This is a genomic window from Variovorax sp. W1I1, from assembly GCF_030815625.1.
GTDB classification, from domain to species: Bacteria; Pseudomonadota; Gammaproteobacteria; order Burkholderiales; family Burkholderiaceae_C; genus Variovorax; species Variovorax paradoxus_C.
This window is the reverse complement of the sequence record NZ_JAUSWZ010000001.1, coordinates 5,444,401-5,464,993: the sequence shown is the minus strand read 5'-3', so window position 1 is coordinate 5,464,993 and position 20,593 is coordinate 5,444,401. Positions and strand designations below refer to the sequence as shown.

The following is a 20,593-nucleotide window of genomic DNA, read 5'->3' as shown; positions in this document are numbered from 1 at the left end:
CGAGTTCAAGCGGCCGCCCTCGTGGCTGCTGCCGCCGTCCGTTCACGGTGTCGCACTCTCTGCAATCCCGAAGGGGACGCGCGGTTGCGTTTCCACCTCAATCGCGATGGGGCAGCAGATCCTGTCGGATCTGATGGTTTCGCCGCTGAACCCAAGCGTCGCGTACGAGAATGTAGTCGTCAAACGCATCTTGACGAAACTTGTCCAGCGGCAGCATCCGCGCTCGACCGTCCACTGTTTGCAGCAAGAGGAGTCCGTTGTAAGTTCCGCTGTCGTCAATCTGCCCGATGGGCGACATCGGTTGATCGCCCGCCATGGCAACGGTATCGCGCACCGTGCGCGGGCCCAACAGCGGAAGTACCAGATAGCGCGAGTCGCGCCAGCCCCAGCTCGCGAGCGTCTGGCCGAAATCTTCGTCAGTGCGCTTCGCAATTCCCAGGTGGGAAGCCGGATCGAACAGTCCCCCGATGCCAACGGTGCTGTTGACGACGAGTCGCCCGAGCGATTGCGCCGCATGCTGGGGGCGCCCCTGCAGGGCCTGGTTCAGGGCCGTCGCGGGAATGCGCAGGTTCGCGAAGAAGCGCGAGACGCCCGCCTGGACCGACGCAGGCGTGATCGTGTCGTAGCCCACCGCCACCGGCCGAAGCACCCACCTGTCCGCCGCGTTGTTGAATCCGTGGGTCCTTCGATTCAAGCCCTGCCAGGGATCGTGCGCCCATTTTTGTTCATAGATCGCTTCTGCGTCCGGATCGGACGAGGCAATGTCGTTCGTGTCGGCACCGGAACGCATGGCACTTGACTCATCTTGGGGCAATGCTGCTGCAAGCGTCGCCGGCGCGGCGTCGACTGGAGCGACGGGCACCGACGCGCGCTGTATCTGATGTGGGGCGGAACTGCTGGCGCACGCGCTGGTGGCCAGAACCATCGCGGCGAGCAACAGGGGAGGGTGAGCTTTCATATGGATGTCCGGTAGGCAGGCGTTGAGGAAAGAAAATCACAAGGTTGGTGGACGAGCGTTCGGTCGCTGGATGTTGACCACAGGGCTGTCGCTCGACTGGCCGTTGAGTCGCCGCATCGGTTGCGTTGGGGACAGAGCCCCTGCCAATGCAGGCGATCAAGCGCGGTTCAAGGGTTGGGGAAAGTGCGAACGATCGAGACTCCTTCGCGCGCCGCCATCCAGCGCTTCGGCGTGCAGCGTTGGACGCAGTCATCAACGACTTCATAGAGGACTGGAATGACCAGCAGGCTCAGAAAGGTGGAGGTGACGAGGCCGCCGATCACAACGATGGCCATCGGCGCGCGAAAACTCGGATCGGCGCCTAAGCCCAGCGCGATGGGGAGCATCCCTGCGCCCATCGCCAGGGTGGTCATCACGATCGGACGTGCGCGTTTGTGGCAGGCGTCGAGCAGCGCCTCGAGCCGGGACATGCCGTGATCGCGCTGCGCCACGATGGCGTACTCCACAAGCAGGATGGAGTTCTTGGTGGTGATGCCCATCAGCATGATCATCCCGATCATGGCGGGCATACTGAGGTTGGTGCCGGTCACGAACAGGGCCAGGATCGCTCCCGGGATCGACAAGAGCAGCGCTCCGAGAATCGTCACCGGTTGCACCCAGGCGTGGAACAGCAGCACCAGCACGATGTAGATACAGACCACGCCCGTTCCCATCGCCAGCAGGAAACTCCGGCCAAGCTCGTTGGAAGTTTCCGCTGGTCCAATCTCGTTCTTGAACAGACCAGGCGGCAGGTGCGATAGGCTGGGCAGCGCGGCGGCGCGCTTCTGCACATCGCCCAGGGCCTGACCGTTGAGTTCGATCTCGAAGTTCACGTTGCGCAAACGGTCGAGGCGATTGATCTGCGCGGGGCCGCTGGCGATCTCCACCTGAGCCACATCACGCAGCGGAACCGGACCGCGCGCACCCGGCACCGTCAGCTGACGCAGCAGTTCCGGGTCTCTCATCGCTTCGTCGGGCAGCCGTACCACGATCGGCACCTGGCGCTGGCTCAGGTTGAGCTTCGGAAGCAACTGGTCGTAGTCTCCCAAGGTCGCCACACGCACCGTCTCTGCAATGGCATCGGTCGCTACCCCCTGATCGGCCGCGCGGGCAGTGTCCGGGCGCACGATCAACTCGGGTCGCTGCAGGCTCGAACTGCTGGTCACTTGGCCGATCCCTGTCAGGCTGCGCAGTTCCTGCTCTACCGTGGCCGCATGTTGCGCCAACAGGTCACTGTCCTCGCCGGAGAGCACCAGTGTGTAGCCTACATTCGCGGCCAAGTTGACACGTGCACCGGCAACGTCCTGCAGGCGTGTGCGCAGCTCGCTCTCGATAAGCTGCTGGGTAAGGCCCGGGCGTTCTTTGCGTGGCGTCAGGTTCAGCGTCAAATTTGCCGTGCGCGCTTCGGCAACGCCGCCGGTCAAGTTGCCTCCTGTGCTGCCGCCGCCGACGGCCGCGTAGACCATCGTCACATGCGGATGCGCAGTCACGGCGGCGTGCACCTGATCGACGATGGCGCGCGTCTGTTCAAAGGTGCTGCCTGGCGGCAGCTCGACGCTGATCCGGGTCTGGCTCAGATCGCCCGGCGGAATGAAGTCGACCTTGATCGCACCCATGAGCAGCGGCGTGCAGCTGGCGATGCCGAAGGCCCCCATGATCGCCAGTGTGGCGACCTTGTGGGTGAAGGCCCAGCGTGCCGCCTTCAGATAGGCCGGCATCCAGAATGGTTCGGCGTGGGGTCGGCTCGGCTTCTTCAGCAGGTGGGCCGCCATCATCGGCGTGAGCAAGCGCGCCACGACCAGCGAGAAGAACACGGCGATGGATGCGGTCCAGCCGAATTGCACGAAGAACTTGCCAACCAGACCTGTCATGAAGGCGGTGGGCAGGAAGACGGCGATCAGCGCGAAAGTAGTGGCGATCACCGCGAGACCGATCTCGTCGGCCGCCTCGCGGGCGGCCACCAGGGGCTCCTTGCCTTGCGCCAGGTGGCGCATGATGTTCTCGATTTCGACGATGGCGTCATCCACCAGGATGCCGACCACCAGCGACAGCGACAGCAAGGTGATGAGGTTCAGCGTGAACCCCATCCATTGCATGAACAGGAAGCTGGGGACGATGGACAGCGGCAGCGCCACGGCGGCGACAAACGTCGCGCGCAGGTCGCGCAGGAAGATCCACACCACCAGCACCGCGAGCAACGCGCCCTCGATGAGCAGCGACATGCTGCCTTCAAAATTTTCCACCACCTGATCGACAGCGTTGATCGCCTCCGTGATTTGGATGTCCGGTTGTTGCGTCTTCAGCACCGCGAGCGCCTGGCGCACGCCGTTGGCAACGTCGATGTCACCGGCGCCCGTGGTGCGCAGGATCTCGAAGCCGACCACCGGCTTGCCGTTGAGAAAGGCGCCACTGCGCCGCTCGGCCAGCCCATCCGTGACGGTGGCCACCTGATCCAGCCGCACGACATGTCCATCGGGCAATGGGATTTCCATGGCAGCGAGGGCGCTGGCCGAGGGTGCCGCGACGACCATGCGCACAGGTTGTTCGCCACTGCCCAGCCTGGTACGTCCGCCCGGTGCCTCGCGTTGGACCTGGACAAGCTGGCGCGAGACATTGGCAGCACTCAGACGCAATGCCAGCAATCGGTCCGGGTCGAGCTCGACGCGCACTTCTCGGTTCACACCGCCCACGCGGATGACGGAACCGACGCCGGGCACGGCGAGCAGGCGCCGGGTGATCTGGTCATCGACGAACCACGACAGTGCTTCGTCGTCCATGCGCGGCGATGCCACCGTATAGGTCAGGATCGGATCATTCTTGAACTCGACCTTACTGATGACGGGATCACGCAAGGCCGCAGGAAGGTCCGCTCTCACACGGGCCACGGCAGCGCGGGTGTCGTCCAAGGCTTCCTGCGGCGGCTTCTCGAGGCGGAATTCCGCGGAGACCGTGGCCACGCCGTCCTGCACCTTCGTGTGCAGGTGCCTGAGCCCTTTCATCGTGGCCATCGCGTTCTCCAGCTTGCGCGCAACCTCGGTTTCCATCTGGGCCGGAGCAGTGCCTGGCAGGCTGGCCATGACGGTGATCATGGGCAGATCCACGTCCGGGAAGTTCTGGACCTTGGCGCCGTGGAACGCGAACAGCCCAGCCACCGTGAGCATGACGAATAGAAGGATGGCCGGCACGGGGTTGCGGATCGACCAGGCGGAGAAGTTCATGGTCTTCCCCTTCAGCGCGTGGTGGTCCGGGGGGATGCATTCGGACTGGCGGCGGTGACGCGCACCGTCATGCCATCCGCAAGGAAGCCGACGCCGGATTCGACGACTGCCGTGTCGGCGGCAAGCCCTTCGCGGATCTCCACCCGATCACCGCGCCTCGCGCCCAACACTACTTTCTGCTGGCGCACCCTGTCGCCATCGATGCGGAGCACATAGCTGAAACCATCGCGCAGCAGGACGGCGGTTTCGGGGAGCGTCAGTACCGTGTGCTGGTCTAACAGCAGCTCACCACGGGCGAACAGGCCGGCGCGCACCGGCGCGGCGGGCTTGAGGTCCACGTACACGATGCCGGTACGACTTTGCGGATCGACCTGAGGCGAAACTTTGCGAACGCGGCCTTCGGTGGCCTGCGCACCGCCTGGGTTGATGATCACGGCCTGGCCTGGTGCCACGCGTCCGAGTTCCGGCCCCGGCAATTCGGCGCGCCATTCCAGCCGGCCCTGGCGCTGCAGGCGCATGATTTCTGCGCCCGCTTGAACGAGCACACCTTCAACAGCAGGCCGGACGCTGATCACACCGTCGTCTGGCGCGCGCACCTGGGTGTAGGCCAGCCGCAGCGTATCGGCCTGCACCCGTGCGCGGGCTGCGGCCAGACGGGCTTGCGCGGCATCGCCGGCCGCCAGTGCCTGATCAATGGCCTGGGCCGACAAGATCTCGGTGCCCTGTAGCGCTTTGGCACGGGCGGCAGCGCGGCCCGTCTCTGCGGCATTGACCTCGGCCTCCTGAAGCGCAGCACGGCCGGCGTTCAGATCGGCTTCCAGGGTGCCAGGGCTGAGTTGCGCCAGAAGCTGCCCCTGTTTCACCCTGTCCCCGACATCGACCAGCAGCCGCGACAGGCGCTGGCCACCTATCTCGGCACCGATCACCACTTCCTGCCAGGCAGCAATGCTGCCGACTGCGGCCAGTGTCTGCGGCCACCGCTGTGCAACGGCGGAAGTTGGCTTGACCGTCAGTGCGGGGGGCGCATCAGGGGACGGCGTCGGTTGGGCGGCGCTGCGCGTGACGACAAGCAGCACGGCGGAGGCAACGCAAAGACAGACGACTGCAGAAAAGGGGTAGACGGGGTGAAGTTTCATGGTTGAGCGGCAAGTTGATCGATGGGACTCGGGCCGGCGTTCCAACCACCGCCAAGACTGCGGTACAGACGGAACCAGGCTTGTGCCTGATCCGCCTGGGCGGTAAGCAAGTCGCCGTGCGCCGCCAATGCATTGCGTTGCGAAGTGACACGCTGTGCTCCGCTGTGCAGGCCTGCCTGCGCCTGCAGGACGGCACGCTGTGCAATGCCCTGCCACTCACGCGCGACGGATTCAGCTTCGCGCTGGCGGTCGCGCGTGGCTGCCGTGCGCTCCATTGACTCCTCGACTTCGGCGACGGCGGTTTGCCACTTCGCTTGCAGGGTTGCAGCCGCCTCATCGACTGCGGCGAGCGCAGCCTGGCCTTGTGCCCGGCGTGCCCCACCGTCGAACAGCGGCAGCGTCAAGCTCGGGCTGATCGACCACAGGGAACTCACCGAACTCTCTCCGCCTACACGCAGACGCGCTTCGCCGATCAATGCACCCAGACTGAGCTGCGGATAGCGCTGGGCGTCCACGCTGCGTTGGTGGGCCTGCGCGGCCAACCAGCGCCGATGGGCCGCGGCCACATCCGGACGCTGCGCCAGCAACTGTGCCGGCATCGTGTGGACCGCGAAGGCGGGCGCGCCGGGAAGCGAGCGGCGAGGAGATATCCAGGCGGCGGGCAAGGCGGGGGCTTGCAGCTCGGCCGCCAACGGAGTCGCCGACACGCCGAGCAGCAAGGCCAGTTCCTGCAGGGCCACCTGCGCTTCGGCTCGCTCGGCACTGCGACGGGCCGTGGCGAGGGAAGCATCGGTCTGCAACAAGGCCACGTCGCTGGCGTTCATGAGGCCGACCGCCTGCTGTTGTCGCCCCCACGCGGCAAGCTGAGCTGCCAGCAGGCCGTCGAGTTCGGCTACTTCCTCGCGCGCCTGAGCCAGCCGCAGGTTCACGTAGGCCCCGGCGACATCGGCTGCCAGCGTCACGCGGGCGGCGTGCCAGTCGTGTTGCGCGGCGTCAGCTTGCGCCGCCTGTTCATCGGCTTCGGCGCGCTTGCCGCCAAAAAGGTCGATCTCCCAACTGGCATTGAACTGGACGTCGGACTGGGTGGAAACGCCGGGGACGCTGTTGAGATTCTTGCCACGGCTCGATGCGGCAATTACGCCAAGTTGCGGCAGCAGGCCGGCTCGGGCTTGTGTGACCAAGGCGCGTGCTTGCCGATGCCGAGCGGCGGCGACCTGCAGGTTCGGGTTGGCGGCCTGGGCACGTTCGATCAAATGGACGAGCATCGGATCGGGAAATGCCTTCCACCAATCGGCGAGTGCCACCGTCGATCCGTCATGGGGCAAGGGCGCGCGCCAGACCTCGGGCAGCTCAATGGCTACAGGCGCGCGCAATGACGGGCTGGCGCAGGCTGCCAACAGCAGGACCAGCCCGTAGGTCGCGACCAGGGAGGACAGGCGACCGTTCGTCATGGTGTGAAAACGATGCGCTCGCTCGCGTGGGTTGCCTCGACCCACGCTTGCTCCACATTGCGCAGTGGCGTGGCCTTCACGGCGATCCGGAACGTTCCGCCTGCGATCTCTCTTGCCAGCGCTGGCAACTCCATGAGGATCTCGCGACCTGGCACCGAGCCGTATCCACTGCCCAGGATCTGGAGTCTTGCAGAACGCAGGAAGGCGCCTGGGATGGCAGCAACTTCACCTGCCGTCGAGCCGATGTGTATCCAGGTGATCGGCAAGCTGCGATCCGTCCGTTGATTGAGTACGGTCTCCATGACGCGAACCGCACTCTCACCCCAAACGAGATCGAGCACGACATCGACGTCGCGCGCAAGGGCGCCCAACCCGGCATCCCCCAGCGTCACGATCTCTGTGGCGCCAAGCGCGGGCAGCTTCGCGAGCCTCTCCTTGTCGCGCCCAGCGGCGATGACCCGCGACGCTCCCAGGTGCCGGGCGATCTGCACGGCCATGCTTCCTGAGCTTCCGGTGGCACCGAGGATGAGCACCTTCTGCCCTCTCTGAAACGGCGCGCGGCAACGCATCGCGAGCCAGGACGCCATCGCGGGATTCATCGCGCCCGCGATCGTTGCTGGATCGCTGTCGATCGGCAGCTCGATGCTGTGGTCGAGTTCGATCACCGTCCTGTCGGCCATCGTGCCGATTTGCCCAGGGCTCTGCACGAAGTAGCGCAGCTTGCCGTCGGTACCGCGTCCGACGCCATCGACACCCGGGATGAGCGGCAGCCCCCCACCGCCGGAGTAATGAACGCCCGAAGCTTGGCCGCGAGTGACGTGATGCAGGCCGGCCGCGAGCACCTCGACGAGCATTTCTCCCGGCCGTTGGGGCACGGGATCGGCGTAGTCGCTGTAGTGCGGAGGGTGGTCGAACGAGGTGATGACAGCAGCTTTCATGGGTTCTCCTTCGGTGGGCACGTCGGCTATAAAGTTCGTAGTACGATCTATTATTGATACGTAATACGAACTATGTCAATATGGAGCCATGACGAGAGAGAAAAAATCCATGAAGGAAGCCCCCGCGTCCGATGAGGGGCTGGCCGATGCACTTGTGACGACCGCCTTTGTCACGATGGCCGTGATCAACAAGATTGGCGCCGAGAACGACCTGTCTCTCTCGCTGATCCGCGTCCTAGGAATCCTGTGGGATCGGCGCCCGCGAATGGCCGAACTCGCCGACTACCTCGGGTTGGAGAAGCAGACGATGTCAGGGCTTATCGCCCGAGCAGAAAAGAGGGGACTGGTAGCGCGCGCGCCGAACGAAGAAGATGGCAGGGCGACAGACGTTTTTCTGACGAGCGACGGGGCCAAGCTCGTCAAGCGGCTGCGGGTCCAAGGGCAACAGGCACTGGCCCCGATCATTGAACAGCTCAGCGCGTCAGATCAGCAGCTCCTTCAGAAGTTGCTTCAGCGCATGTTCGAAGCTCGGAAGGGTTGAAGGTCAAAGGGACGGCAAATCCGACGGCCGAAAATCTCTTGAGATGAGATCAATTCAGTCTGTGCCAGCAATTGTGTGAGCCACATCGCCCGGTTCTGAATCAAGGGCGTCGCCTCTTTCTGGCACGCGACAGGCGCGTACTGATCAGCCGCACAGCCGCACAGCCGCACAGCCGCATCGACGAACTGTTGCCGCATCTCTGGAAGCCAAGTTGACCGCCTAAGGGCGCCTGCCTGGCCACCACCCAAAGAGGAACAAGATCACCGGCTTGCAGAGAACCTCGAAAGCAGAGAGGTCTTCGGAACCGCTGATCGCAGCCTCTCCCAGAAGTCGACCGCCTCCCTCGACATACCTCGTTCGGTTCGCGGTGATCTGCGCCGACGTAGCATGGGCCGAGCATTGGCACGAGGTGCAAGCCTCCAACTCACTCGAATTCGTCTCACCGCAAGCGAGACATGACCATCGGTACTTCGGCATTGGCAGATGTTGCTACAAGCTGATGAACACGTCGAGCCAACCGGGCGCATCTCAGATCGCGGTCGTCAAGATGTGTTGGCTGCGTGCTTACGTTGCGGATATCGCTGCATACCTGCCGCTCGCAGGTCGAAGTGCCGACCTAGGTCCAGCGTGTTCCTGCCGTTTCCGCTGCGCTTTCAGTCACCGATAAAGGGATGTTCTCGTGACCTTCGTTATTGCAAGCTGGGCGTGAGACTGAACCAGCCTACGGTAATGGGGCGTTCTCGTGACTTTGGTGTTGCAAATTGAGATGTGAGACCGGACCAACCACCGATAAATGGTTGTTCTCGTGACTGTGGTTATCACGAGTTGAGAGGTGCGCCCGAACCAAGGACCGATAACAGGGTGTTTACGTGCCTGTCGTTATCGTCGGTTGGCCGCAGCGTCGGACTTTGGGCATCACCGCGCACGCGCATGGCCTCAGCGCCAGAGCTGCCACCCACGGATTCGCACGCCCGCAAGTCTAGGCCGGCTGACCCATAAAATTCCTCACCTCCGTGAAGGCTTCGCTTTTCGAACTGTCGCTGTGCAGTCCCCAAAGCCGATCCGACGGTGCCCGGGACGCTCGCAATAGCCCCGCAAGGTCACTGTGTCGTCATCATGCAGGAAGAGGCGTTCCTCGCCGTTCGACAGCCGCAGTGGTTGCCTGCCTCCTTCTGTGATTTCCAGCAGACAGGCCGCTTGGCCCGGGCCGTCGCCGGAAAGCGTCCCGGTTCCAAGTAGATCGCCCGGCATCAGGTTGCACCCGTTGATGGTGTGATGCGTCACCAGTTGGGCCACTGTCCAATACGCCGCCTGGGCGAGGCCGGTGCGAACGATGCATTCGCCGCTCTGACCCTGGGCCCGCATTTGTGGCGTCTGTAGCCAGACCTCAAGCGTCACATCGATCGCCCCGAGTTCGCGGCCCGTCTGAGCCTCCAGGTAGGCCAGTGGCTGCGGTTCATCGGGTGAACGGACGAAGGGTTTGCGGAACGGCGCCAGGGCCTCCAGAGTCACGATCCAAGGCGACAGTGTCGTGGCGAAACTCTTCGCCAGAAACGGCCCGAGCGGCTGCGCTTCCCAAGCCTGGAGATCACGTGCGCTCCAGTCGTTCAGGAGCGTCAGGCCCGCAATGTGGTCCTCGGCTTCGTCGATCGGGATTGCATCGCCCTGTGCGTTCCCGCGGCCAATGACGATGCCCATCTCCAACTCGAAATCCAGCCGGTCGCTGGGCCGCATCGACGGTGCCTCTTCGCCTGCGGGCTTAACCTGCCCCTTGGGTCGCAAGAAATCGCGCCCGCTGACTTGTATCGATGACGCACGTCCGTGATAGCCGATGGGCACCCAGCGGTAGTTCGGCAGCAACGGCGCATCAGGTCGATAGAGGCGTCCCGTGTTGCATGCGTGATGGATACCGATGAAGAAGTCGCTGTAGTTGCGGACATCGCAAGGTAGGCCTAGTTCGACCGCGCTCATCGGAACCAGCCACGGCGCGATGCGCGCACGGTCTTCGCCGCCGTGCTGCAAGGCCATCGAGGTCGCTCGGCGCTGGGCTTGCCGCTGTGCGCGGTCCAGCGTCAGCCAATGAACCATGTCCGAACTGTGGAAGAGTCCCGCACCGTGTACATCCAGGACTTGGTCACCGATGGCCACGCCGATCGACCACGGATCGGATGCATCCCGTCTGAATCTGCCATAGGGCAAGTTCTGGATCGGGAAAGGGGTTTCGGGTGCGTTGGCGCTCTCGACCCAACTGGCGAGGTCGGGCGAGTTCTTATCGAACGGGGCGGTCAAGGTGGATCCTTCGTGGTCGAAGTGCTGTCTGCTCGCGAGCCGCTCCCAAGTCACCCGGTTAGGGGCTGTGACTGGGAAAGCGCTTCAGTTGTCGCGGGAGGGAATTAGCGGCAGCATCAGGTGCGATTCGTAGCGACCGCCAGTCAGGATGGTGTTCTCGCCGCTGAAGAGATCAGGGTTGCGGTCCAGCGGGTCGGTATGCAGGAACGGCCCTGATCCCTTGCGCGGCCCTGTCGCGCCCTCGCGTTCAAAGTCCTGCGCGTCGACACGCACTGCAAGCCGATACCCGCGTGGAAGCACGATGGACGTGGGCCAGACTTCTACCTCCACCCGATAGTCTTCGCCGGGTGTCAAGGGCTCGACCTCGGTGTGCGTGTGGAACGGCTGGCCCGGACGAGACCGGGCCGGGTCGGTCTTGCGGTGCGAGGCGCGCAGCCACCCTTGCGCGACCGGCACCTGTGGATCGGTTGCGCCTCGGAAGAGCACTTCGAGGCCATCGGGGTCATACGCCCGGACAGTCACGAAGAGGTCCATGTCTTTGGTGCTTGAGCGAAGCCACACAACCAGTGACAGCGGCCCGGTGAACTCTGTCGATGCATCCATGGGCGCGCTGATGAACTCGACGCCGCGTTCTGGCGCACGGTACGTAGCTGTGGCGATTGAAGCGACGGGTTCGGATGCCAGCTTGTTGGCCTGCGCATCAAGGTAGAGCCTGGTCCACTGCGTTCGCGCCATCGGCCATTCGTGTTCGAAGCGCTGCTCGAACCGGTCCGGATGGCGCACCTCCAGCATGACAGGGGGTTGTTCGTCCCATCCGTTGGGCTCGTCCTTGAGGAACCTGTCGAAGAAGCGCTTCTGCATCTGCACATACTCTGGCAGATAGAAGGATTCCCAGTGCGTGCCGCCATGCATCTGCAGCCACTTGTGCCGCGAACCTGCGCCCAGGAAGCCCTGCACGTTGCCGCGAAGGTGCAGCCCCATGCCGCCCCAGTTCCCTGCGGACAGGACCGGCACCTCGATGTCCGCGAGCTTCGAAGATCTTGCGGCATACCAGTCATCGACGAGCGGATGCGATCGGAACTCATCGATCACATCCACCCGGTTAGCGCGCAGAACCTCGTCGTCCAGTGCCTCGCCCGTGCTTGTCGTACCCGTTTCCCGGTCGATGTAGGGACTGTCGGCCTTGCCGTTCTGCACCGAGAGGATCTGCTTCGGGAACCAGAGTTCGAAGAAGAAGTTGCCGAAGATCCCGCCGTGGTGACTGGCATCGCGGTAGAAGTCGCTGGCTCCCTCCCACGGACAGATCGCCGACAGATGAGGCGGCCGGCGCGCGGCGACCTGCCACTGATTCATCGCGTAGTACGAGATGCCAAGGAGGCCTACCTTGCCACTGGACCATTCCTGCGTTCCCGCCCATTCGATGCAGCCTGCATAGTCGTCTATCTCCTGTGGCGACCACACCCACAGCTTGCCGGGCGATTCACCAGCGCCTCGACTGTCGACCACCACGATCGCATAGTTCCAAGGAATCCAGCGCTCTGGATCGGCCACCTCCCAGCGCAGGTACTTTCCGGAACTGCCTTCCGTGTCGATGCCCGGATACAGGCGTTTCAGTTCGTCCCATTGCGGCTTGAAGGCATCCTCGAAATGCGCGTCTTTGCCATAGGGGCCGTGCGTCATGAGAACCGGTACGGGGGCATCCCCGTCCGGGCGGAAAACGTTCGCCTTGAGAACCGCGCCGTCGCGCAGGCGGATCGACACATTCTTTTCAAAGATCATTTTTCGTTCCGATTCACGTCACTGAAACAGCGCGACAGCTCGCGTCCAGCCCGCCGAGCCGCCGCGGATCTTGGCCGGAAAGCAAGACAGGAAGAATCCGTTCGGCGGCAGCACTTCCAGGTTGTGCAACTTCTCCAGGTGGCAGTAGCCGATGTCGCGGCCGGCCTTGTGCCCCTCCCAGATCACTGCCGGGTCTTTGTCCTGCTTGTAGCGCTCGGCGGTGTACTGGAATGGCGCGTCCCAACTCCAGGCGTCCGTACCGGTCACGCGCACGCCGCGCTCGAGCAGGTACATCGTCGCGCCATAGCCCATGCCGCACCCCGACTGCACGAAATCAGGCTTGCCATAGCGGCTGCCTGCGCGGGTGTTGATGACCACGATCTCCAGCGGCTTCAGCGTGTGGCCAATGCGCTTCAACTCCGCTTCCACATCAGTCGCTTGCACCACGTACCCGTCCTTGAAATGACGAAAGTCGAGTTTCACCCCTGGTTGCAGGCACCACTCGAGAGGCACCTCGTCGATAGTGATCGCCGGCTCACCGTGATTCATCGTGGATGCGAAATGCCACGGCGCATCGAGGTGCGTGCCGTTGTGCGTGCTGAGCTCTACCTTCTCCACTGCCCACGCCTCACCGTCCGGCAGATCCTCCGCCTTGAGCCCTGGGAAGAACTGCGCCAACCGGCTGAAGCTCTCCGAATGGTTCATGTAGTGAATCCTGGGCGCAAACGCTGGAGGATCCGAGATCACATCGTTCTCGAGATAAATGGAAAGGTCGACGATTTTCTTGAACATTACGAATCCATTTCAATGCCGAGCGGAGGAAGGATCCGCTGGTAGCGCGCGAACTCCCTCTCGAGGTACGCCTTAAACCGATCAGGCGGCATGCCCGAGACCTTGTTGCCGAACGTGATCATCTTTTCCTTGAAACCCGGGTCGGCCAGCGTCTTCGCGACGCCTTCGTAGAGCGTGGCCAAGACCTGGGGCGGCATCTTCGGTGGCGCGAGCATGCCGATCCATGCAGGAATGTCGATGTCGGGCATACCCAGTTCCGCGAACGTCGGCACAGTGGGCAACGTCTCTGCACGCTGCGCCCCAGTGATCGCGAGAGCCTTGATCTTCTTGGCCTCGATGTACTGCATCACCGACGACGGCGCGATGAACGAGACATCCACCACGCCACTGATCAGATCCGTGAGGGGCGTTCCCTTGTAAGGAACATGGATCAAATCGATTCCCGCCTGCTTGGCAAACAGGGCGCCGACCACATGGGTCGTGTTTCCGTTGCCCGCTGACGCATAGCTCAACTTGCCAGGCTGCTTCTTTGCTGCAGCGACGAACTCGGCCAGCGTATTGAAGGGTCCGCTTGTCCTGTGCAGCAGCGCGAAGCCGTAGGTCGAATACACCATCGATAGGGGCGTGAAGCCATCGATCGGGTGATAGGGCAGCTTCTTCATCAGTACCCCGTTGGTCAGGTGCCCACCGGTGGTCCAGAGCACCACCGAACCGTCGGGCTTCGCACGCGACACCTCTGACGCACCGATGGTGGTGGCCGCGCCGGGCTTGTTGTCGACGATGCATTGCCGGCCGGTCACCTTTTGATAGGTGTCTGCAAAGATGCGCGTCATCCCGTCGAGGGCGCCGCCGGCAGGGAACGGCATCACGATCCTCATCATCTCGGGCAGGTCCGTCGTCGCCGCGCTCGACATGGGGGCCGCGAGCGTGACAGCGATGCCTGCGAGCGCCTCTCTTCGATTCAACATGGGCTTGTCTCCTATGGCACCGGCCGGCGCTGACTACGCCGGAAGCCGGTAGCGAGCGCATTCTAGGCAAATAAAACATGTGTTTCAATCAAGTGTTTCTACGGATCTAATCGATTCGGTCGCTCGATTGAAACAAGTGATTGACTGGATGATGCAAAATGCCCATGGTCATCGCACGCCGCACTGCGGTGACGCGTATTGACCCAACTCCTTAGCCTCGCGTGGACATGCCAGGACCAACGCCCCCTTCATCCGATCGACTCACCCGGCAGAAGATCCTCGATTCCGCCTTGGCCTTGTATGCCGAGAAAGGCATAGACGGGGTGCCTGTGCGAACGCTGACCAGCCATGCCGGCGTCAACGTCGCGGCGATCCACTACCACTTCGGAGGCACCGAAGCGCTGGCCGAGGCACTTTTTGATGAGCTGTCAGCGCGCGTCAACAAACGCCGCACGCTGGCCCTGAAAGAGATCACGGCGGCAGCAGGAAAGGGAGGCACGCGGCCAGAAGTGACGGCGATCGTCAGGGCTTTTGTCGCTCCGTACGTCGGGGAGGGCGCAGCCACTGAAGGTCAATTGCTTGCGCAGTTGATCCTGAAGCACCGCCTTTCACCTTCGCCGATGACGGAGCGGGTGATCAAGAAACACTTCGACCCGATGGCCAAGCAGTTCGTGGTGGCGCTCCACGACGCAGTGCCCGAGATTCCTTTGAGCTTGATGTACCTGCGTTACATGCTGATGGTCAGTACCGTGGTGCTCTTCCTGACTGATAGGGGCCGACCTAATCGCCTCCATCGCCTTTCGGGCACAAAGACCGGAACAACGGACACGCAGTACATTGCGAACGCGCTTGTTGACTTCGTCGTCGGTGGCATTCGGGTGTCTGCTTCTTCGTAGGGACGGCTTCCTAACAGGCGGGGTGCACCACGAAACTCGCCTGAGATTGATTTTGAGGCCTCCGGATCGTGGGGGCCTGGGCAGCACCGCGCAGTCGCATGGCCTCAGTGTCTGCGCCAGAACCGCCACCAACGAGGGCGCGCCGCCCTCAATTCGAGCGGCCGCATATCGAGAGTGTCGTAGTTGGTGAACGGCGCACCGGCGCGCCTGCGCAATTCAGTCTCAAGCTCGTGCGCTATTCCGCGGGCGTGAAGATCTCCCTCGAGCGCCTTCCTGCGCCACCCGATCGCCATTGCGCTCAGCGTCTCGTCGGGCAACTCTTGGTTCGTGGTCATGCGTAAATTCTCCCGCCGCTGTTGACTTGCTTGTGCATCGTGCAACGCATTAGTGCGAGACCCGGAATCGGCTGTGCACCAAGCACGCCAGCACAGGCGCATCTTTCTCGTGAGTATGTTGAAGAGTGACAGCGGTTGGCATCGGGGCGATTCCCTGAGCGGCTTTTTTCCTCCCTGACCCCTACCAGCGCCGAACCACTGTCGATATGCAGTGTGCTTGGACCAGGTGAAGTGGAAGTGAAGTCTGTGCACGAGTTCAGTGAAACGATACCTGCCGTCCTGTTGTGAGCCACCTTTGATCAAGCTGAGCATATGAGTGAGTGCATGGAGTCGTTCAGGCCAAGGTGATCGACTACAACTTTAACTACAGGGGCAAGCTCACCCATCACTTGCTTGACGGCGAGGTGAGCGTCGAAAACAACGGCATTGAGAATCTCGCGAGGCCATGGTCAATGGGACACAAGGCTTGGTTGTTCGCGAGCGGTGAGTCGGCGGGGCCAGCGCGCCGCGATCGTCATGAGCCTGGTGTTCGTAAGCAGGCGAGTGCGTCGGGCGCCAAGTAGTCGGATCGGTGCCAACACGCTGCCGCCGAGGCGATGCCCGGAAGTTTCGTGATCGACAACCGCGCCGGCGGTGCGGCGGGCTCTGTCGGTGCGCAGGCAGTGGCCGCTGCAAGGCCGGACGGGTACACGCTTCTGCTGGGCAATACGGCTAGTCTCGCCATCAACCAGAGCGTCTATCCGAACCTGCGATATGACCCTCAGCGCGACTTCCAACCGATCAGCGTTGTGGGTAGTTCGTCGCTGGTGCTTGTGGTGAACAGCAAGGTGCCCGCCAGGAACGTGGCGGAATTCGTTCGGATCCTACGTTCGTCGCCGACGCAGTATTCGTACGCCTCCGCCGGCGCGGGCTCGCCCCTTCATCTCGCAGGTGAACTGTTCAAGTATCGGACTGGGACGGAGATGCTTCACGTTCCCTACCGAGGGACGGCGCCTGCCTACACGGATCTTCTGTCGGGACGTACTTCCGCCATGTTCGACAACACCACGACTGCGGTGCAGCACACTCGCGCGGGCACCATCCGGGCACTCGCGGTGACGGGTGCACGCCGCAGTGCATTGTTCCCTCACGTTCCGACGCTCGCAGAAGAGGGTTTCAAGGACATGGAGGTGCTCGTGTGGTTCGGCCTCGTGGCGCCGAAATCCACTGACGCGGCGATCATCGGCCGGCTTTCGCAAGCCGTCGCGACGATGGCGAAGGCCGAGGAGACCCGTCGCCGCCTGCTGGAGTTCGACATCGAACCTTGGGGCAGCACCCCGGAGGAGATGCGCCGGTTCCTGGGGAGCGAGTCTGCGAAATGGAAGACGGTTGTGCAGAGATCCAATATTCGGCTCGAGTGACGCGCGGGCAGCTGCAAGCTGCACCGTTGGCTGTTTCTGCCAGATCCCGTCGCCAGGCCCACACCCTCGACCGCTTCCCGCAAAAGGTGCCTCCGGAACCGAGCCCTATTGCGCAGGGGTGATCTTCCGGGCCTTGACGACGTCCCCCCACATCTTTGTCTCTTTGCGAATCAGCTCGTCAAGCTCCTGGGCCGTGCTCCCGACGGCGACGGCAGAAAGGGCTGCGAGGCGCTCCCTGATCTCCGGCTTCGAAGCGACCGATCGCCAAGCCTCGGTCAAGGTCGCGATGACATCCTTCGGCGTACCCGCCGGCGCCCAGACGCCGTACCAGGCATCAATGACATAACCGGGCACTGTTTCACTGACGGTCGGGATGTCCTTCATCCCGTCAGCTCTGCGCTCCCCCGTCTGCGCCAGCGCGCGAACCTTTCCGCTTGCCACCAGGGCCGGCACCTGCGCGGCGGGGCTCATCGACAGCTGGACCACGTTGGACATCAGGTCGGCGCTGAAATTGCCTGCGTAGTTCACTGGCAGAACCTCGGCCCCTGTCTGATAGGCCAGCAACTGCGAGCCGAGATAGGCGGCGGAAGCGAAGCCGGTGACGCCCATCGCGAGCTTGCCTGGCTGCGATTTCGCATAAGCAACCAGCTCAGGGAACGTTTTGACCGGCACTTGCGCGTTGACCATCCAGACGAATGGCGCAGCCGCGAACTGAGAGATGGGCAACAGTTCCCTCTGTGGGTCATACGGCAGATTGGCGACCACGTGAGGATTCATGGTGATCGTCTGGTTGAACGCGAGAAGCAGCGTGTAACCGTCTGGTTTCGCACGGGTGACCTTCTGGACGCCGATGACGCCGCTGGCACCCACGACGTTCTCCATCACCACAGGCTGACCGAGCACCTCCGACAGCTTCTGCGCTCCAAGCCGACCGATGATGTCGACGCCGGTCCCGGCGCCGGCCGGCAAGACCAGCGTGATCGGCCTGGACGGATATTTCGCCTGGGAGAAGGCTGCCAAGGGGATACCGATGGCCGTTACCACCAACAGGGCCGAGAACGGCCGGCGTGCTGTGTTGTGCATGCGTCTGTCCCTTCATCGCGCTAGATGCGCCTGGTGGCCTGCCAATGCAGCAGCTTGAGACCGTCCTCAGTCTGCTTCCAGACCGTCGTGAAGGCGTTGTCCATAACCTTGGTCTCGCCTGCAACGTCCAGCGTGGTGCGGGTCCTGCCGTGCAACAGGACAAGCGGACCGGCAAGGCGGACCTGCTGCGCCGTGCGTTCGGCGTTGATGAAGCGATACCTGGCCGCCTGGATCGACGCCAGGAAGGCCGCCTTGTCGTCGACGTTGCCGTTTGCATGGATATGGACGTAGCCGTCATCAACCAGCATGCGTCCGAGCTCGGCCACGTCCTGCCGGTACAAGGCTTGGTACCTCGACTCGTCGGCCGCCAGGACCTGCGAGCGAACGTCGGGTTTTTTCGTGGTCATGTGTTGTCTCCGATGACGTCGTTGCGAAGCACGCCCACGCCTTCGATGTCGATCTCAAAGATGTCGCCGGGCTTCAGTGGACCGATGCCGCCGGGCGTTCCGGTCATGATGAGGTCGCCGGGCATCAAGGTGATCGACTTGCTCAGGTAGGCCACCAGCGCGTCCACCCCGAACAGTAGGTCGGAGGTTTGGCAATCCTGCACGACGACGCCGTTCAAGCGCCCCCGCATCCGGAGCTTCGACGGGTCGACAGACGTGTCGATGCAGGGCCCGACGGGCGCAAAGGTGTCGAAGGCCTTGCCCACGGTCATGAGTCCCAAGGACATTTCCTTGCGCTGGATGGTGCGTTCGCTCACGTCGTTACCGCAGGCATAGCCGAGCACGTAGTGCAGCGCATCTTCGCGAGCGACGCTCCTGGCCTTGCGTCCGATCACCGCGACCAGTTCAGTTTCGTAGTGGACGACCGTGCTTCCGCTCGGATATACGATGCTTTGACCATGCCCGATGAGGGCGGTGTCCGGCTTCATGAAGATGGACGGAATCTCCGGCAACGGGCGACCAGTCTCCAGGATATGGGACTTGTAGTTGAGGCCCACGCCAAAGATTCGCGGGTGTGCCACCGTGGGTGGCAGGAGGACGAGGCTTGAAAGTGGCCAGGTCTCTTCGCCCATTTCGATGCTGCCCTCGAATGGCGATGCCTTCATCATCCGGACGGTGCCAGGCTCCTCGAGTACGCCGAACCGGGGCTGGCCACCTTGCAGAAACTTATAGATCTTCACTCAGTGCTCCTATGGTTGAACCTTGATGGCCAGTTTGCGAGCGAACGCCAGCACGCCGTTGCAAAGCAGGACCAGAACCGTCGCCAGGGCGATTCCGTAATACACCCCCACCGAATCGCTCAGTTGCCGCGCCTCTTCGATGCCGTGCCCGATCCCCACCTTGGCAGCGAGGTACTCGGCAACGAGCGCCGCACTGACTGCCCATGGCAAGGCGACCTGAAGTCCCGTGAAGATGAAAGGAAGCACGCTCGGAACGACGACGTGACGTGTCAGCTGGAGCGAGCTGGCGCCGAACACGCGCGCGGTCATGACCAGGCGCGCATTCACCGCGGCCAGGCCGGCGTAGGTCAGCGAGAAGACGATGAACAGTACCGTCAGTGCGACCAGCATCACCTTGGGCATCCAGCCGGTCCCGAACCAGAGCACGAGCAGGGGAACCAGGCCCAGCTTCGGAATACTCATGACGGCCGTGATGAACGGTTGCATCAGCATGTCGAGCCGCGGGGCGAGCCTCAGCATGCAGGCGACGGCACATCCGCATGCGGCGCCGATGGACATGCCCGCCAGCAGCAACTGGCTGGTGGCGGCGAGGTCGACAAGGAGCTTCCCTGCCAGTAGTTCTGTCCAGATCCGCCCGGCAACCTGCCCGATGCCAGGTACCCAGTAATCACCGACCCAGCGGCTGGCGAGCTCCCACACCGACGCGAAAGCGACAAGGCCCAGCGCTTTCGCAGCAAGCATCTCCTGCTTGGTCATGGGTGGCCGGCGCTCCGCAGGCACTCGCGGATGGCGTCGTAATGCCCCGCGAATGTCGGCGCCTTGAAGATCAGTTCCGGGTCGCGCGGACGATCGATGTCGATGCGGCGCTCCAGCACGACTCGTCCGGGTGAACCCGACAGCACGATGATGCGATCGCCCAGCGCGATGGCTTCATTGATGTCGTGCGTGACGAACAGGATCGTCTTCCTCTCGGACGCCCACAGCTCGAGCAAATCGGACTGCAGTTGCGCCCGGGTCTCGGCGTCGAGCGCGCCGAAGGGCTCATCCATCAGGACGACCGGCGGGTTGTAGGCAAGCGTGCGAGCCAGGGATGCACGCTTGCGCATGCCGCCCGACAGCTGATGCGGGTAGTGCTTCGTCCACTGCGACAGGCCGACCTGATCGATCAACCGTCGGACCCGATCGACATCCGATGGCGAAGGTTTGCCGGCCAGCGCAAGCGGGAACATCACGTTGTCCCACACGGTGCGCCAAGGCAGCAGGTTGTCATCCTGCGTGACGTAGCCGATCTGGCGGCTGCTGCCGGGGTTGGGCGGCATGTCGGCACCACCCACGACTTCCCCTCGAAAGGCGATCTGACCTGCAGAAGGCTGCAGCGTCTGGGCCACCAAGTTCAGAAGCGTCGATTTGCCAGCGCCCGAAGAGCCCATGACGGTCACGAACTCACCCTCGCGGACGCTCAGGTCCAAGTCGCGCAGGATCCAGTGGCGTTCGTCGGCATCGTGAGTGCCGTACGAAATTCCCAGCCGCCGCAGCTGTAGCAGCACGTCGGCCAAGGCCCTTTCGGGGATGTCTCTTTTCACG

Annotated in this window: 18 protein-coding genes and 1 pseudogene; 4 read left to right on the top strand and 15 right to left on the bottom strand. The window is 63.1% G+C overall.

The features are described from left to right. Positions 1 to 97 precede the first annotated feature (97 nt). The 5 genes from QFZ83_RS25400 to QFZ83_RS25380 form a co-directional block, all read right to left on the bottom strand. Positions 98 to 958 carry a VacJ family lipoprotein gene (locus QFZ83_RS25400; RefSeq protein ID WP_307511024.1) on the bottom strand — a complete coding sequence of 287 codons (861 nt, stop codon included), beginning with the start codon at positions 956 to 958 and terminating at the stop codon, positions 98 to 100. Positions 959 to 1,125: 167 nt separating this feature from the next. Continuing rightward, a complete protein-coding gene (locus QFZ83_RS25395) occupies positions 1,126 to 4,215 on the bottom strand; it encodes an efflux RND transporter permease subunit (RefSeq protein ID WP_307511022.1) in 3,090 nt (1,029 codons plus the stop codon). Between the two features lie 11 nt (positions 4,216 to 4,226). Continuing rightward, positions 4,227 to 5,351 carry an efflux RND transporter periplasmic adaptor subunit gene (locus QFZ83_RS25390; RefSeq protein ID WP_307511021.1) on the bottom strand — a complete coding sequence of 375 codons (1,125 nt, stop codon included), beginning with the start codon at positions 5,349 to 5,351 and terminating at the stop codon, positions 4,227 to 4,229. After that, entirely contained in the window at positions 5,348 to 6,802 is a 1,455-nt protein-coding gene (locus QFZ83_RS25385) for an efflux transporter outer membrane subunit (RefSeq protein WP_307511020.1), read from the bottom strand. Before QFZ83_RS25385 ends, QFZ83_RS25390 begins: the two co-directional genes overlap by 4 nt. Next, the gene (locus QFZ83_RS25380; RefSeq protein WP_307511018.1) at positions 6,799 to 7,740 is read right to left on the bottom strand and encodes a zinc-binding dehydrogenase; all 942 of its coding nucleotides are present in this window, start codon (positions 7,738 to 7,740) and stop codon (positions 6,799 to 6,801) included. Before QFZ83_RS25380 ends, QFZ83_RS25385 begins: the two co-directional genes overlap by 4 nt. A gap of 109 nt (positions 7,741 to 7,849) precedes the next feature. Between QFZ83_RS25380 and QFZ83_RS25375 the strand changes: the two genes are divergently transcribed. Continuing rightward, a complete protein-coding gene (locus tag QFZ83_RS25375; RefSeq protein WP_307511017.1) occupies positions 7,850 to 8,281 on the top strand; it encodes a MarR family winged helix-turn-helix transcriptional regulator in 432 nt (143 codons plus the stop codon). Positions 8,282 to 9,286: 1,005 nt separating this feature from the next. Here the strand turns inward: QFZ83_RS25375 and fahA are convergent. The 4 genes from fahA to QFZ83_RS25355 form a co-directional block, all read right to left on the bottom strand. After that, positions 9,287 to 10,570 (bottom strand): fumarylacetoacetase, encoded by a 1,284-nt coding sequence (gene fahA / locus QFZ83_RS25370; RefSeq protein ID WP_307511015.1) that lies wholly within the window; start codon positions 10,568 to 10,570, stop codon positions 9,287 to 9,289. Positions 10,571 to 10,654: 84 nt separating this feature from the next. After that, on the bottom strand, positions 10,655 to 12,349 hold the full coding sequence (locus tag QFZ83_RS25365) for a CocE/NonD family hydrolase (protein WP_307511013.1): 1,695 nt from the start codon (positions 12,347 to 12,349) through the stop codon (positions 10,655 to 10,657). Between the two features lie 18 nt (positions 12,350 to 12,367). Continuing rightward, positions 12,368 to 13,141: a cyclase family protein gene (locus tag QFZ83_RS25360; RefSeq protein WP_307511011.1), complete on the bottom strand. Its 774-nt coding sequence runs from the start codon at positions 13,139 to 13,141 to the stop codon at positions 12,368 to 12,370. Then, positions 13,141 to 14,055: a tripartite tricarboxylate transporter substrate binding protein gene (locus QFZ83_RS25355; RefSeq protein ID WP_307511008.1), complete on the bottom strand. Its 915-nt coding sequence runs from the start codon at positions 14,053 to 14,055 to the stop codon at positions 13,141 to 13,143. Before QFZ83_RS25355 ends, QFZ83_RS25360 begins: the two co-directional genes overlap by 1 nt. A 281-nt stretch (positions 14,056 to 14,336) precedes the next feature. On the opposite strand from QFZ83_RS25355, the gene QFZ83_RS25350 reads away from it, so the two are divergent. Further along, on the top strand, positions 14,337 to 15,005 hold the full coding sequence (locus tag QFZ83_RS25350) for a TetR/AcrR family transcriptional regulator (protein WP_307512811.1): 669 nt from the start codon (positions 14,337 to 14,339) through the stop codon (positions 15,003 to 15,005). A gap of 104 nt (positions 15,006 to 15,109) precedes the next feature. On the opposite strand, the gene QFZ83_RS25345 is transcribed toward QFZ83_RS25350, so the two are convergent. Continuing rightward, entirely contained in the window at positions 15,110 to 15,340 is a 231-nt protein-coding gene (locus QFZ83_RS25345; RefSeq protein ID WP_307511006.1) for a hypothetical protein, read from the bottom strand. Between the two features lie 344 nt (positions 15,341 to 15,684). On the opposite strand from QFZ83_RS25345, the gene QFZ83_RS25340 reads away from it, so the two are divergent. After that, entirely contained in the window at positions 15,685 to 15,903 is a 219-nt protein-coding gene (locus QFZ83_RS25340) for a transposase (protein ID WP_307511004.1), read from the top strand. Positions 15,904 to 15,927: 24 nt separating this feature from the next. Continuing rightward, positions 15,928 to 16,740, top strand: a pseudogene (locus tag QFZ83_RS25335) (Bug family tripartite tricarboxylate transporter substrate binding protein); the annotation flags it as partial. Between the two features lie 105 nt (positions 16,741 to 16,845). On the opposite strand, the gene QFZ83_RS25330 reads toward QFZ83_RS25335, so the two are convergent. Genes QFZ83_RS25330 through QFZ83_RS25310 form a run of 5 tightly spaced genes read right to left on the bottom strand, consistent with a single transcriptional unit; the run spans position 16,846 to position 20,592 of the window. Continuing rightward, positions 16,846 to 17,823, bottom strand: coding sequence for a tripartite tricarboxylate transporter substrate binding protein (locus QFZ83_RS25330; RefSeq protein ID WP_307511002.1), 978 nt, complete (start codon positions 17,821 to 17,823; stop codon positions 16,846 to 16,848). Positions 17,824 to 17,843: 20 nt separating this feature from the next. Then, positions 17,844 to 18,230: a nuclear transport factor 2 family protein gene (locus QFZ83_RS25325; protein ID WP_307511000.1), complete on the bottom strand. Its 387-nt coding sequence runs from the start codon at positions 18,228 to 18,230 to the stop codon at positions 17,844 to 17,846. Further along, the gene (locus tag QFZ83_RS25320) at positions 18,227 to 19,009 is read right to left on the bottom strand and encodes a fumarylacetoacetate hydrolase family protein (protein ID WP_307510999.1); all 783 of its coding nucleotides are present in this window, start codon (positions 19,007 to 19,009) and stop codon (positions 18,227 to 18,229) included. The genes QFZ83_RS25325 and QFZ83_RS25320 overlap by 4 nt, the downstream gene beginning before the upstream one ends. Positions 19,010 to 19,018: 9 nt before the next feature. Further along, entirely contained in the window at positions 19,019 to 19,765 is a 747-nt protein-coding gene (locus QFZ83_RS25315; protein ID WP_307510997.1) for an ABC transporter permease, read from the bottom strand. Continuing rightward, on the bottom strand, positions 19,762 to 20,592 hold the full coding sequence (locus tag QFZ83_RS25310; protein WP_307510995.1) for an ABC transporter ATP-binding protein: 831 nt from the start codon (positions 20,590 to 20,592) through the stop codon (positions 19,762 to 19,764). Before QFZ83_RS25310 ends, QFZ83_RS25315 begins: the two co-directional genes overlap by 4 nt. Position 20,593 lies beyond the last annotated feature (1 nt).